Below are 13,678 nucleotides of genomic sequence, written 5' to 3' on the forward strand. Positions count from 1 at the left end.
TGTCGGGACGATCCGCGCATGCAATCTTCCCCTGCGTGACTCACGGCATAACCACGCACGACGCCACGCTGGCGGCGCGGTGACCTCAAGACCGTCGAGACCGTTCATATGGACCGAACCACGGGGCCGATGCCGCCAGGCGGGGCCTCCCGATCCTCCAGGCATGTTGGAAGAGAATACGATGGTGGAAATTCCTGAAGCGACCCTGTCGTTCCAGTGGGACTCGACAAAGAGCATGGGTTGGACGGCCGGCGTCGTCGGCGATTTTCCCGAGGCGGACTGGATACGCCTCGATCTGACGTCAGGCCGCACCTACGATTTCTACACCGGCGTGGTCGGGGCCGAATCCTATCCGTACCTCGAACTCTACGATTCCGACGGCAACAAGATCGCGCAATCCGACGTCGCCATCGTATCCCACCTGTCGTACACCGCGACAACCGATGGAGTCGCATACGTCAAGGCGCATTACGAGTTCGGCGGGTATTACGATATCTTTGCCACGACGCTTCAAGGCGGCGGCTACGTCGCGACGGACTGGATCCCGGGCATAAGCGCCACCTATTACGGCCGGGGCCCCCGGATCTTCGGCCTCGACGGCAACGATCAGATCTGGCTCGGAACCAGCCACGAGGCGCATGGCGGCGGCGGCAACGACAAGATCGTCGGCAATGCGGGGAACGATCGGATCACCGGCGGCTACGGAAACGACAGCCTCTATGGCAATGGCGGCAATGACGTCATCTGGGGCGGGCACGGAGACGATCGGATCTGGGGCAACGAGGGCGACGACGAGATCTTCGGCGGCCTCGGCAACGATACCGTGCAAGGCGGCAGCGGCAATGACAGGATCCTCGATCTCGACGGGCAGAACATCCTGCATGGCGGCGACGGCGCGGATTCCATCACGGGCTCCGGCAAGCTCTACGGCGATGACGGCAATGACGTGCTTGTCGGATCCCAGGGCAAGGACACGCTCATCGGCGGGAACGGCGACGACCGACTGGAAGGAGACGCGGGAGCCGACCGCCTGACCGGCGGGGCGGGCGCGGACCTCTTCATCTTCAAGGCGAACGACAGCACATCGGCCATTGCCGGCCGCGACACCATCGCCGATTTCGCCCAGGCCGATGGCGACAGGATCGAGCTGCGCTACATGGACGCCGACACCGGCACGGCCGGCAACCAGGCTTTTCACTTCATCGGCACCAGTGCCTTTTCGCACCATGCCGGGGAACTGCGCTACAAGGCGCAGAGTGGAAACGTCTATGTCTATGGTGACGTCGACGGCGACGGCCGCGCCGACTTCTCCGTCCAGATCAACGGCCTGACGACGATCGACGCAAGCGCGTTCCACCTGTAGCGCCGGCCTGCCGCGACGCCGGCCGGCCCCCCGACGCGGCCGGACATGCCGCCCCGGCGGGGCCGCTGCGCGCCTACGACGCCTTCGACGGCCTGCGGGCCTCGATCACGATGCGCACGCCGAGGATCACCATGGTGATCGCGATCAGGATCACCGAGATCGCGGCGATGGCCGGGTCGATATTGTCGCGCAGGCCCATCCACATCTGGCGCGGCAGGGTGATGGCGTTGACGCTGGTGACGAACAGCGTGACGCCGATCTCCTCCCAGGACAGCACGAAGGACAGCATCAGCGCGGTGAGGATGCCGAACTTGATGTTGGGCAGGATCACCTGGAAGGCGCGCTGGGTGACGGTGGCGCCGAGGCCGCGGGCGGCAAGGTCGATGCGGCGGTCGACCTGCGACAGCGCCACCAGCACCAGCACCACGGCGAAGGGGGCGATCATCACGGTGTGCGCCAGCGCGACGCCGAGCCAGGTGTCGTAGCCGACCAGCTCGTTCACCTTGGACAGGCCCGTCAGCAGGAAATACAGCGTCATGGCCGAGACCACCGGCGGCACCACCATCGGCAGCAGCACGAAGCCGATGAGCAGGGCCGAGAAGCGCGGCTGGAACATCCAGATGCCGAGGCTGAAGGTCACGGCCAGGGCGGTGGCGAGCAGGCTCGCCACCACGCCGATGCGCACGCTGAGCAGGATGCTGCGGCCCCAGTCGGGGTTGTCGATCAGCGCCTGGTAGTGCCGCAGCGACAGCACGCCCGAGGGCATCGACAGGTAGCGCGTCGGCGTGAACGACACCGGCAGCACGGCCACGATCGGCAGCAGCAGGAACACCGCGACGAGCACGGCGAAGACGAGGACGACAGGTCCGGGACGGGCTTGGATCATGGGTCAGCGCATCATCGTCGAGGGTTTGACGAAGCGGAACAGCAGCGCCATCAGGCCGCCGACGATCAGCACCAGCACGACGCTGATGGCGGCGCCCAGGCCCCAGTCCGGACTCTGGAAGATGCGCAGATAGACCAGCTCCGCCACCATGACGCTGCGCCCGCCGCCGAGGATGGCCGGCGTGACGAAGAAGCCGAGGGCGAAGACGAAGACGATCAGCCCCGCGCCGATGATGCCGGCCATCGTCATCGGCAGGAACACCGTCCAGAAGATGCGCATCCGCGAGGCGCCGAGGCCGCGCGCCGCCAGCAGCACGCGCTCGTCCAGGCTGCGCATGGCCGAGGCCAGGGGGAACACGGCGAAGGGGATGAGGAAATGCGTCATGCCGACGATGACGCCGAACTCGTTGCGCACCAGCGTCAGGGGCTCGGCGATGATGCCGGTCGCCTGCAGCCAGGTGTTGATCAGCCCGCGGTTCTGCAGCAGCGCCAGCCAGCCGAAGGCGCGGGTGAGCACCGAGATCCAGAACGGCACCAGGATGCAGAACTCGGCGAGCAGGCGCTGGGTCGGCGTGCCGCGCACCCAGACATAGGCGATGGCGTAGGCCGAGACCACGGAGCACAGCATCACCGCGGCGCAGATGCGGAAGGTGCGCAGGAACACCGACTGCACCAGCGGATCGGTCAGGGCCGTGACATAATTGCCGACCCCGGGCTCCGGCAGGGTGAAGCTCCACTGCATCACGCCGAGGAAGGGCAAGGCATAGGCGAGGCCGAGGAACGCCAGCAATGGCGCCAGCAGTGCGAACTTGCGCAGGGCCATGTATCGCCGCTCCTGGTTCGGGGCCGGGATGGTCGCGGCGGCGGCCGGGCCGAGGGCCGACGCCGCGCAGGCGCGCCGGGCGCGGGGCGGCTGTGCGACCCGCGTCCGGTCCGGATCAGGCGGAGATGATCTTGGTGTATTCGTCCAGGGCCTTGCCGTAATTGTCGGCATACCAGTTCATGTCGAGCGCCACCTGCTTGACCATGTTGGCCGGGTCGACCGGATTGATCCGCTTCTTGTCGGCCGGGATCAGGGCATCCGTCGCCGGGTTGGCCGGCCCCTGGCCGAGCATGTCGAAGATCACCAGCTGGCGCTGCGGATCCTGGGCGCTGGCGATGAACTTCATCGCCGCCTCCTTGCCGCCGGGGTTGTTCTTGATCACCGCCATGGCGCCGGGCGAGAGCAGGCCCTGGTCCCAGATGAACTTGATCTGGCCGCCGGAATCCTGCTCCAGCAGCGAGGCGCGCGTCGACCAGATCAGCGCCATCGTGGCCTCGCCGTTCAGCAGGACGGACTGGCTCTCGGCGCCGCCGCCCCAGTAGGCCACGACATTGTCCTTGAAGGCGGCGATCTTGTCGTGCGCGCGCTTGAGGTCGAGCGGATAGAGCTTGTCGGCGGGGACGCCGTCGGCGAGCAGCGCCGCCTCCCACATGCCCACGCCCCACTTGTACAGCGAGCGCTTGCCCGGGAACTTCGCGACGTCGAAGAAGTCGGCCATGCTCTTGGGCGGGTTGTCGCCGAACTTCGAAGCGTCGTAGGCGATGACATAGGAGAAGAAATAGGTCGAGGCGGCATGCTCCCAGCCGAAGCCCGGGCGCATCTTGGCCTTGTCGACGATGGTGTAGTCGATCGGCTCCACCATGCCCTGCTTGCCCAGCGAGATCGCCGAGAACGGGTCGGCGTCGACGATGTCCCAGGTCGGCTTGCCGCTCTTGAACTGGGCGGTGATGCCGCCCTCGGTCGGCCCCGAGCCGTCCATCTTGACGACGATGCCGGTCTCCTTGGTGAAGGGCTTGCCATAGGCCTCGTCGTAGGCCTTGATGGCGTCGCCGCCCCAGTTGACGAACACCAGTTCCTTGGCCTGGGCCGAGGCGTCGCTCGAGCGCAGCAGTGCGGGCGCGCCCGCCAGGAGCATGCCGGCGAGCTGGGCGAAGCGGCGACGGGTGATCTCGCCCCGTGCGACCTTGTCCGACAGGATTTCGAGGCAGTCCTTCGTGAAGGCGTGATTCATGGTGGTGTCCCCTGCGGTTTGTCGTAATTGCCGGACTAGTTCCCGTCCGGAAGGAGGAATCCCTGGTCGGCCGGCCAGGTCGCCCAGACCGGCGCGCCGGGCGCCAGGCCGGCCGCGGCGGTGTTGGCCGGCACCGACAGGGACAGCGCGACGCCGCCCCTGGTGACGAGGTTGAGCTGCGTGGCCGAGCCGAGATAGGAGCTGGAGACCACCGTCGCCGGGACACCGTTGCGATCGGCCGGCTGCTGCAGCGACAGCGCCATGTGCTCGGGCCGCACCGCCAGCATCGCCGAGGCGTTGAGGTCGCGGCGCGGCGCCCGTACCCCGATGCGCACGCCCTCGCACAGGCCGGCGGCCCCGCCGGCCTCGGCCGCGACGTCCGCCAGCGGCAGCAGGTTGATCTGGCCGAGGAACTCGGCGACGAAGCGGCTCTCCGGCCGCTCATAGACCGCCTGGGGCGTGCCGACCTGCAGCACCTCGCCATGGTTGAAGATGGCGATGCGCGAGGACAGGGCCAGCGCCTCGGACTGGTCGTGCGTCACGAACACGAAGGTGGTGCCGGTCTCGGTGTGCAGGCGCTTCACCTCCGCCTGCATCGCCTCGCGCAAGGTCTTGTCGAGGGCGGAGAACGGCTCGTCGAGCAGCAGCACCGCCGGTTCGAACACCAGGGCCCGCGCCAGCGCCACGCGCTGCTGCTGGCCGCCGGAGAGCTGCGAGGGCGACTTGTGGCCGTGGCCGGCAAGGCCGACGCGCTCGATCATCTCGCCGACGCGGCGCTTGATCTCGTCGGCGGGACGGCGGCGGATGCGCAGGGGGAAGGCGATGTTGTTGGCCACGCTCATGTGCGGGAACAGGGCGTAGCCCTGGAACACCATGCCGAAGGACCGCTCCTCCGCCTTCACGTCGGTGATGTCCTTGCCGTCCATGTGGAGCCGCCCCCCGGTCGGGGACAGGAAGCCGGCGAGGATCATCAGGAAGGTGGTCTTGCCCGAGCCCGACGGCCCCAGCAAGGTCAGGAATTCGCCGCGACCGATGGTCAGCGACAGGCCCTTGAGTGCCTGGAACGAGCCGAATGTCTTGCTGATGCTATCAGCCCTGATCTCGACGGTCTGACGGTGTGGAGCCATGCCAACCCCTGCTCGTTGTCGAAAGGTTAGGCAGAGGTGCAGCCGAGGGCAACCGAATTGTTTTCGTCCGATCGACAAACGAAATTCACCACTGCGCGGCCCGGAGCGTCAGGCGTGGCGCGGGCGCAGCGTGTCGGTCTGGGCAAGGCGCGACTTCAGCCAGCCGGTGAAGGCGGCCAGCCCGGCATGGCCGGCCCGGGCGTGCTCCGTCACCAGGAAATAGGAGCGGGTTGACTTGATCGCCAGCTCGAAGGGCCGCACCAGCTGGCCCGAGCGCATGGCCGGGCGGCAGGTCAGCTCGTCGCCCATGGCGATGCCCTGGCCGGCGGTCGCGGCGGCAAGGACGAGGTTCATGTCGGAGAAGACGATGCCGCATTCGGTGTCGGGATTCTCCACCCCGGCCAGGGTCAGCCAGCGCGTCCAGTCCTCGAAATCGCCGAGATGCAGCAGGTGCGTCCCAAGCACGTCGGCGGGCGCGGCCAGGCCGCCGATCTCGTTGAGCAGCACCGGGCTGCACAGCGGCGTGAATTCGACCTCGCAGAGCAGCTCCACCGCCCGGTTCGGCCAATTGCCGTCACCGAAGGCGATGAAGATGTCGACGGCGGGATTGGTGACGTCGTCGAGCCGGCGCGGCGTGACGATGCGCAGCGATACATCGGGATACTGGTCCTGGAAATCGGCGATCTCGGCGCAGAGCCAGAACGAGGCGAAGCCGGGCGTGCAGCTGACCGTCAAGGTGCCGCCGACGCCGCGATCGCCGGTCTGCAGCGCGGCATCGCCGATGACCGTGAGGGCCTGGCGCACCCGGTTGGCATAGCGCCGGCCCCGGGCCGTCAGCTCCACGCCCTTGCCGGCCCGCTCCAGCAGGGCGAAGCCGAGGTCGCGCTCCAGCAGGCGCAACTGGTGGCTGACGGCGCTGCGCGTCAGGTGCAGTTCGTCCGCCGCACGCCAGACGCTGCCATGGCGGGCGAAACTGTCGAGAGCCCGCAGGGCCTGGGTCGAGGGAATGCGTGGCGGCATGGCGGCGAGGGGTGAACAGAATTTGCCGGTAACGGGAAAACATATCACTTTTTTCGACGCCGCATCACCGCATAGGATTTGGCTGTGAACAGGCGGGCGGCCCGGCGATCCGGGCCTGGACGCGTCCCGCCCGCCGCCCGGCCTCCGGCGCCGGTCGACGGCGGGCCGGAAGCTTCGCGGTTCGCGAGCGCCTGCCCGACCGTACCGAGGAAGCGTGCCGTGACGTCAGATGCCCAACGATCCGCCCTGCTCCACGTCGACGAGACGCGCCCCGCGCTCTCCGCCTGGACGAGGCACATCTTCGACCTCGGCGAGACCGCCTGGCGCGAATATGAATCCGCCGCCTGGTATGTCGACCTGCTGCGCCGGGAAGGCTTCTCGGTCGAGGAAGGTTCGGCCGGCATGCCGACCGCCTTCGCCGCCCACTGGACCAACGGTCCCGGCCCGACCATCGGCATGTATGCCGAGTATGACGCGGTGCCCGGCAATTGCCAGGACGCGGCCACGGTGAAGCGCCCGCGCCCGGGCCTCAGCGAGCATGCCGGCGGCCACACCGATCCGCATTCGGGCCTGGGCATCGGCAGCCTCGGCGGCCTGCTCGCCTGCAAGGCGGCGATGCAGCGCCACGGCGTCACCGGCACGCTGCGGTTCACCGGCGAGCCGGCCGAGAAGGTCCGCGGCTCCAAGCCGATCCATGCCGCCAGGGGCTATTATGACGGGCTGGACGGCATGATCTCGTTCCATCCCGCCTATATGCTGCCGCTGTGCAACACGGCGCGCTGGGACACCCATTGCGGCGCCGCCTATGCGATGATCTACCGCTTCGTCTGCGACCGGCCGGAAGACTGGGCCCGCGGCGGCGGCGACGGCGCGCCGATCCCGCAGTCGCATTCGGCGGTGCGTGCGCCCGGGGCCAGCGAAGCCCTGATGACCATGTTCATGATGTCGAAGGCGCTGCGCGACTCCATGCTGCCGCACCAGGGCGGCTGGTCGATCAGCGAGGCGATCCTGACCGCGGGCCAGGCCACCGCCGACAATCTGCCGGCGCGCCTGGCCGAGATCCAGTACATGATGCGCGTGCCGACCCTGGCCATGGCCAAGCAGGTCACGGCCGCGCTCGATCGCAACGCGGCCGCCGCCGCCGCCATGGCCGGCTGCCGGGTCGAGCGGCACTGGGTGTCGAAGTCGCGGCCCGGCCTGGCCAATCACGCCATGGCCCGCATCACCTACGAGGCCCTGGCCGGCATCGGCGCGCCGCGCTGGGACGAGCCGGCCAGGGTGGTGGCGCGCCAGATGCAGGCCGGCCTCGGCCTGGAGCCGATGGCCGATCCCTTCCTGCCGGAATGCGAGCGGCTGATCGAGCCGCAGGCGGCGGAGGCGATCCTGCGGCGCGACCTGCCGCCCTCCCAGGTCAACTCGACCTCGGACGACTACACCGACATGACCTGGCACGCGCCGACCGTCCGGTTCTACATCGCGCGCCCGGCCCTGCGGGCTCCGACCGGCTTTGCCTATCCCGACTGGGTGATGAACGCGCTCGGCGGCATCGGCGCGACCATCGACCCGATGGTCGCGTGCGCCGCCAAGACCGTGGCGCTGACAGCGCTGCGCCTGATCGAGGACGGCGCGGCCCGCGCCGCCGCCCGCGACGAGTTCCTGCAGCGGACCGGCGGCGGCATCGGCGGATCGAACTGGATCGCGCCGCTCTGCGACTACGAGCCGCCGATCCATTTCCGCTGGCCCGAATACGTCACCACCGTCCGCGGCCGGGACTGGTGGATCCCGACCCCGCCCTGAAGGAGCAACAGATGAACCGGCAAGACCGCATCGGCACCACCGAACCCTTCACCCTGCAGCGTCGCAACCCGAGCGGCGGCACGAAGCCGCTGGCCGGCTGGGGCTTCCGCAACGAGACCGATCCGCTGACCGACGTGCTGCTCGGCTCGCCGGCCTTCCTGCGGCACCTCGCCACCAGCTCCCTGTCGCGCAAGCATCTGCGCGAGGCGCCGTGCAACATCCAGACCGCCCAGGCTCAGCACAAGGACCTGGTCGCCGCCTACGAGCATTTCGGCGTCAAGGTGCACTGGCACGAGCCGACCCCGGAACTGCCGATGCAGGTCTATTCGCGCGATTCCAGCGTGATGACGCCCTATGGCGCCATGATCACCGCCATGGCGAACTGGTGGCGCCGCGGCGAGAACTACGCCGCCATCCGCACATATGAGAAGCTCGGCATTCCGATCTACGACATGGTGACCGCCGGCACCTTCGAGGGCGGCGACTTCAACGTGATCGAGGACGGCGTGGTGCTGATCGGCTGCGGCGGCGCCCGCACCCAGGAGGAAGGCGCCCGCCAGGTCGAGGCCTGGTTCAGGGCCGAGGGCTGGGAGACGCGTCTCGCCTTCATCGACGAATACTACGTCCACATCGACCTGATGGTGGTGCCGGTCGCCCCCAAGCTGACCGCCGTCTGCCTGGCCTGCACCGAACCGGGCATCGTCGACTGGCTGAAGGGCAAGGGCCATGAGATCATCGACGTGCCCTTCCAGGACACGATGGCGCTCGGCTGCAACTTCATGTCGCTGGGCAAGGACCGGATCATCGCCCCGACCTCGAGCAGGACGCTGATCGAGCAGCTCAAGGCGCGCGGCTTCGAGGTTGCGGCGGTCGACACGGCCGAGATCTCGAAGACCGGCGGCGGCATCCACTGCATGGCCCAGGCCCTGCGCCGCGAGCCGGCCTGATCCGACATAAAAAGCCCCGCCGGCGTCACCACGCCGGCGGCGTCGGCATGCGATCGGCAGCAATTCCCGCGCCGTGCCCGAAAATCCGGAGACGATAAGCCGGCAAAGAATCTTGCATGTCGGCAGGTAGCGACCGCGGCCGATATCGGGATATCGACAACATCCCTGGCGCGAAAGGGCCGGCAGGACAGAACCGCCGGCGTTGCCGGACGGCTCCTCAGCCGTTCCCGGCCGGAAGCAGCATGCTCGCGTGCGAGTAGGCCGAGTCGGGCTGCGCCTGGTTTTCGGCGGCGAGCGACCGCACGATCCGGATCAACGAGCTGATCGCCGCGCGTGGATCGCCATCACAATTGTGGATGAGCTCGTCGATCAATTCGTCTTCGTCCGTGCCGAGCAAGGACGGTTCGGCCGTCGGAGGGGGTCTGGAAAAATGAATCATGGCGGACGCCTCGTTTCCATGGACCATGGCATGGCGAATTTATGGCCGCATACCCCATTTGGGGTAGAGCCGCCCCAAACGAAAGCAAAACCCTTGAGGGTGTTCCCTGGGTAACAGCTCCCCCATGGGAATGCTGACGGAGATCGATTGCACCGCCACGACAGCCCCCGCCTCGCTCGCGGCGGCCTCGCACTCTGCCGGACCGGGCGTATGCTGGCGCAGGGCCTGGGAGCGCAACCGGACGAGGAAGCCGGACGATGCCATGGGCGCTGCGAAGCCGGGTCCTGCGCGCAAGCCTGTTCTTGCCCGGCCTGCTGGCGTCCGTGCCGGCGGCGATCATCGTCTGGCTCCGGGGCGCAGACATATGGTTTTCGTACCGATCGCCGATCGCGGACGGCCTCCCCGGCAAATGGAGCGAGGATCGGCCGGAGTTCCGGCGCCGCGTGCACCGGCAGTTCCCGGTCGGGGCCCCTGCCAAGGACGTCAGGCAAGCCTTTCTCGATCAGGGGTTCGAGGAGAACGGGCCGGTGGCCCTGGGTGGCCTGTCGACCGACGATGGGGGGCGGCCGGCTGCGCGCCGCTGCCACGCGATTGAGCCCGGAGCGAGGCGATTTCCCCTGTCGCACGCTGCTTTCCGTAGGATGGACCGCGGATGCAGTTGGCAGGATCGCGTCGATCGAGGCGAACTTCGACTATTATTGCCTGTAGACAGCGCCGATCACTCGGCCGCGCGGCGGGATGGCAGGACGGACGGTTCGGCCGCCGGGACCGACTGCGGCAAGGCGCGAGCTCCTTCTCCCGGTTGAGAAAAGGACGGGGGTGAGAGACTTCCAGAAATGAGGCTGATCTCTGCCGAAAGGGCTTGATCCGTCAGCCTTGCTCGGGACCGTTGAGCCCCTCGCCCCTGCCCCTCTCCCGATCGGGAGAGGGATTTCCAGCGCCTCGGTTTGGAGGGACGGCCGCGCTCAGCGCGAGAACTTCTTGTACTGGATGCGCTTCGGGATGGTCGAATCGATGCCCAGGCGCCGCTTCTTGTCCTCTTCATAGGCCTCGAAATTGCCCTCGAACCACTCGACATGGCTGTCGCCCTCGAAGGCGAGGATGTGAGTGGCGAGGCGATCGAGGAAGAAGCGATCGTGGGAGATGATGACGGCGCAGCCGGCATAGTTCTCCAGCGCGTCCTCCAGCGCCCGCAGCGTCTCCACGTCGAGGTCGTTGGTCGGCTCGTCCAGGAACAGGACGTTGGAGCCTTCCTTGAGCATCTTGGCGAGCTGGACGCGGTTGCGCTCGCCGCCCGAGAGCACGCCGACCTTCTTCTGCTGGTCGCCGCCCTTGAAGTTGAAGGCGGAGGTATAGCCGCGCGAATTGATCTCGCGCTTGCCGAGATAGAGGATCTCGTTGCCGCCCGAGATCTCCTCCCACACCGTCTTGTTGGGATCGAGCTGGTCGCGCGACTGGTCGACATAGCCCGGCTTCACCGTCTCGCCGAAGCGGATCGTGCCGGCGTCGGGCTTCTCCAGGCCGAGCAGCATGCGGAACAGCGTGGTCTTGCCGGCGCCGTTCGGGCCGATCACGCCGACGATGCCGCCCGGCGGCAGGCTGAAGGACAGGTCGTCGATCAGGAGCCGGTCGCCATAGGCCTTGGACAGGCCCTCGGCCTCGATCACCACGCCGCCGAGGCGCGGGCCGGTCTGGATCATGATCTGGGCCGTCGACGGGCCCTTCTCGTTGGCCTTGGCCAGCAGGTCCTCATAGGCGTTGATGCGCGCCTTCGACTTGGCCTGCCGCGCCTTGGGCGAGGCGGAGATCCATTCCTGCTCGGCGGCCAACGCCTTCTGGCGGTTCTCCTCCTCGCGCGACTCCTGGGCCAGGCGCTTCTGCTTCTGCGCCAGCCAGGAGGAGTAATTGCCCTCGTAGGGGATGCCGCGGCCGCGGTCGAGCTCGAGGATCCAGCCGGTGACGTTGTCGAGGAAGTAGCGGTCGTGGGTGACGATCAGGATCGCGCCGGGATAGTTGCGCAGATGGCCTTCGAGCCAGGCCACCGTCTCGGCGTCGAGATGGTTGGTCGGCTCGTCCAGCAGCAGGAGTTCGGGCTGCTCCAGCAGGAGGCGGCACAGCGCGACGCGGCGGCGCTCGCCGCCCGACAGGGTGGCGACGTCCGCGTCGTCCGGCGGGCAGCGCAGCGCCTCCATCGCCTGGTCGATCTGGCTGTCGAGGTCCCACAGGTTCTTGGCGTCGATCTCGTCCTGGAGACGGGTCATCTCCTCGGCGGTCTCGTCGGAATAGTTCATCGCCACTTCATTGTAGCGGTCGAGGATCGCCTTCTTGGCGGCGACGCCGTCCATGACGTTCTCGCGCACCGTCTTGGCCGGATCGAGCTGCGGCTCCTGCGGGAGGTAGCCGACCCGCGCGCCTTCGGCCACCCAGCCGTCGCCGGTGAACTCCTTGTCGATGCCGGCCATGATCCGGAGCAGCGTCGACTTGCCCGAGCCGTTGACGCCGAGCACGCCGATCTTGGCGTCGGGGTAGAAGGAGAGGTGGATGTTCTCCAGCACCTTCTTGCCGCCGGGATAGGTCTTGTTCAGACCCTGCATGTGATAGACGAACTGATAGGAGGCCATCGCCGCGCCCTGCCGCACTGAAGTTTCGGGATTGGGCCGGTGTGTACCCGAGGGGGCGCGGTGGAGCAAGGCGCCTGCATCGCCGATCGCGCGCCGCGGCGGCGTCCGATGAACCCGCGGCCTTGAATTCGTCGGCCCTTACGCCCTAGACGATTGAACGCAACCAGCAGCGGAGCACTCCCATGCCGTCTTCCCTTCGCGGCCGCATCGTCCTCGTCACCGGCGCCTCGCGCGGTATCGGGCGCGCGGCGACCCTGGCGCTCGCCGGGGAAGGCGCTACTGTGGTCGGGGTCGCGCGCACACTGGAGGCCATGGACGGGCTGCAGGCGGAGGCGCGCGCCGCCGGCGGCGACCTGTTCGGCATCGCCGCCGACATGGTCGACGGCCGGCGCATCCACGAACTCGGCGACCTCGTCGGCACCCGCTACGGCCGGCTCGACGGGCTGTTCGGCAATGCCGGCCTGCTCGGCCCCAAGGCCCCGATCGCCACGATCGCGCCCAAGGACTGGGATTATGCGGTCGCGGTCAACCTGACGGCGAACTGGCGGCTTCTGCACGTGCTCGACCCGCTGCTGCGCCGCTCCGACGCCGGCCGGGCGCTGTTCGTCACCTCCGGCGTCGCCTGGAAGCGCCACGCCGGCTGGACGCCCTATGCCGCCACCAAGGCCGGGCTGGAGGCCGTGGTCGGGGTCTATGCCAACGAGGTGGCGGACACGCCGGTCCGCGCCAACCTGATCAGCCCCGGGCCGATCCGCACGGAGCTGCGGGTCGAGGCCTGGCCGGACGAGGATCCCTCGACCGTGCCGACGCCGGAAGACCTCGCGCCCTCCATCGTCATGCTGCTGTCACCCACCTTCACCGAGAACGGCGTCATCTACGACTTCAAGCAGCGTCGCGTCACCCGCCACCTGGCGCCGGCCTGAACGCCGGCCACGCCGGCCAGGCCGGGCTCCCCGGCACCGTTCACGATACCGGCGGTTCGGCCGGCACGGCCGGCGGTTGAGTGCTAGGCTATCAGCCATGATACCGATCCGCGCCGCCGTCCTGCTGCTGGTCCTCGCTGCCCCCCTGCCCGCCCGAGCGCAGATGCTGGACAACGGCTGCGACATCGAGACCTCATCCTTCGCCGGCGTGAAGCCGCCGACGCGCCAGCAGCGGTCCGGCCCGATCGTCGCCAGGCCGCAGACCCCCTGCCCGACCGTCCCGAGCCAGTGGGACAATGCGATCGGCCCGATCGGTGTCGAGGTCGACCTGAACGCGCGCCGCCGTCCGCCCTTTCCGCAGCCGCGGGACTGAGTCGGCGGTCCAGGCTGTGCACGGCTCGCGCCCTCCCGTCAGGCCCCGGCCGCAAGACCGATCCCACGAACGAGCTGCCCCGGCCGCGAGCGATGGCAAGCCATCCCCATCCCTGTGCGCCGCAGCATG

At 68.3% G+C, this 13,678-nt stretch carries 13 protein-coding genes; 6 read left to right on the plus strand and 7 right to left on the minus strand.

Going from position 1 to position 13,678, the window contains the following annotated elements; genetic code table 11:
• Window positions 1-181 precede the first annotated feature (181 nt).
• Window positions 182-1,363, plus strand: a complete 1,182-nt coding sequence (locus AC27L4_RS10385) for a calcium-binding protein (protein ID WP_487142048.1) — start codon at window positions 182-184, stop codon at window positions 1,361-1,363.
• Window positions 1,364-1,436: 73 nt separating this feature from the next.
• On the opposite strand, the gene AC27L4_RS10390 is transcribed toward AC27L4_RS10385, so the two are convergent.
• From AC27L4_RS10390 to AC27L4_RS10410, 5 genes are all read right to left on the minus strand, one after another.
• The gene (locus AC27L4_RS10390) at window positions 1,437-2,249 is read right to left on the minus strand and encodes an ABC transporter permease (RefSeq protein ID WP_487142049.1); all 813 of its coding nucleotides are present in this window, start codon (window positions 2,247-2,249) and stop codon (window positions 1,437-1,439) included.
• Window positions 2,250-2,252: 3 nt separating this feature from the next.
• Window positions 2,253-3,071 (minus strand): ABC transporter permease, encoded by an 819-nt coding sequence (locus tag AC27L4_RS10395; protein ID WP_487142050.1) that lies wholly within the window; start codon window positions 3,069-3,071, stop codon window positions 2,253-2,255.
• Window positions 3,072-3,186: 115 nt separating this feature from the next.
• Window positions 3,187-4,302 carry an ABC transporter substrate-binding protein gene (locus AC27L4_RS10400; RefSeq protein WP_487142051.1) on the minus strand — a complete coding sequence of 372 codons (1,116 nt, stop codon included), beginning with the start codon at window positions 4,300-4,302 and terminating at the stop codon, window positions 3,187-3,189.
• A 35-nt stretch (window positions 4,303-4,337) separates the two neighbouring features.
• On the minus strand, window positions 4,338-5,429 hold the full coding sequence (locus AC27L4_RS10405; RefSeq protein WP_487142052.1) for an ABC transporter ATP-binding protein: 1,092 nt from the start codon (window positions 5,427-5,429) through the stop codon (window positions 4,338-4,340).
• A 108-nt stretch (window positions 5,430-5,537) separates the two neighbouring features.
• On the minus strand, window positions 5,538-6,449 hold the full coding sequence (locus AC27L4_RS10410; protein WP_487142053.1) for a LysR substrate-binding domain-containing protein: 912 nt from the start codon (window positions 6,447-6,449) through the stop codon (window positions 5,538-5,540).
• 219 nt (window positions 6,450-6,668) lie between these two features.
• Between AC27L4_RS10410 and AC27L4_RS10415 the strand changes: the two genes are divergently transcribed.
• Window positions 6,669-8,246, plus strand: a complete 1,578-nt coding sequence (locus AC27L4_RS10415) for a zinc-binding metallopeptidase family protein (protein ID WP_487142054.1) — start codon at window positions 6,669-6,671, stop codon at window positions 8,244-8,246.
• An 11-nt stretch (window positions 8,247-8,257) separates the two neighbouring features.
• Window positions 8,258-9,193, plus strand: coding sequence for a dimethylarginine dimethylaminohydrolase family protein (locus tag AC27L4_RS10420; protein WP_487142055.1), 936 nt, complete (start codon window positions 8,258-8,260; stop codon window positions 9,191-9,193).
• A gap of 217 nt (window positions 9,194-9,410) precedes the next feature.
• On the opposite strand, the gene AC27L4_RS10425 is transcribed toward AC27L4_RS10420, so the two are convergent.
• Window positions 9,411-9,632 (minus strand): hypothetical protein, encoded by a 222-nt coding sequence (locus tag AC27L4_RS10425; RefSeq protein ID WP_487142056.1) that lies wholly within the window; start codon window positions 9,630-9,632, stop codon window positions 9,411-9,413.
• Between the two features lie 257 nt (window positions 9,633-9,889).
• On the opposite strand from AC27L4_RS10425, the gene AC27L4_RS10430 reads away from it, so the two are divergent.
• Complete coding sequence (locus AC27L4_RS10430) at window positions 9,890-10,438, plus strand: hypothetical protein (RefSeq protein ID WP_487142057.1); 549 nt, start codon at window positions 9,890-9,892, stop codon at window positions 10,436-10,438.
• A gap of 159 nt (window positions 10,439-10,597) precedes the next feature.
• Here AC27L4_RS10430 and ettA read toward each other — a convergent pair whose 3' ends face one another.
• Window positions 10,598-12,253, minus strand: coding sequence for an energy-dependent translational throttle protein EttA (gene ettA / locus AC27L4_RS10435; RefSeq protein ID WP_487142058.1), 1,656 nt, complete (start codon window positions 12,251-12,253; stop codon window positions 10,598-10,600).
• Window positions 12,254-12,435: 182 nt separating this feature from the next.
• On the opposite strand from ettA, the gene AC27L4_RS10440 reads away from it, so the two are divergent.
• Window positions 12,436-13,176 (plus strand): SDR family NAD(P)-dependent oxidoreductase, encoded by a 741-nt coding sequence (locus AC27L4_RS10440; protein ID WP_487142059.1) that lies wholly within the window; start codon window positions 12,436-12,438, stop codon window positions 13,174-13,176.
• Window positions 13,177-13,273: 97 nt separating this feature from the next.
• The gene (locus AC27L4_RS10445) at window positions 13,274-13,549 is read left to right on the plus strand and encodes a hypothetical protein (RefSeq protein WP_487142060.1); all 276 of its coding nucleotides are present in this window, start codon (window positions 13,274-13,276) and stop codon (window positions 13,547-13,549) included.
• The last annotated feature ends 129 nt before the right edge of the window (window positions 13,550-13,678 follow it).

The organism is Labrys sp. Lb11, from assembly GCF_057554225.1.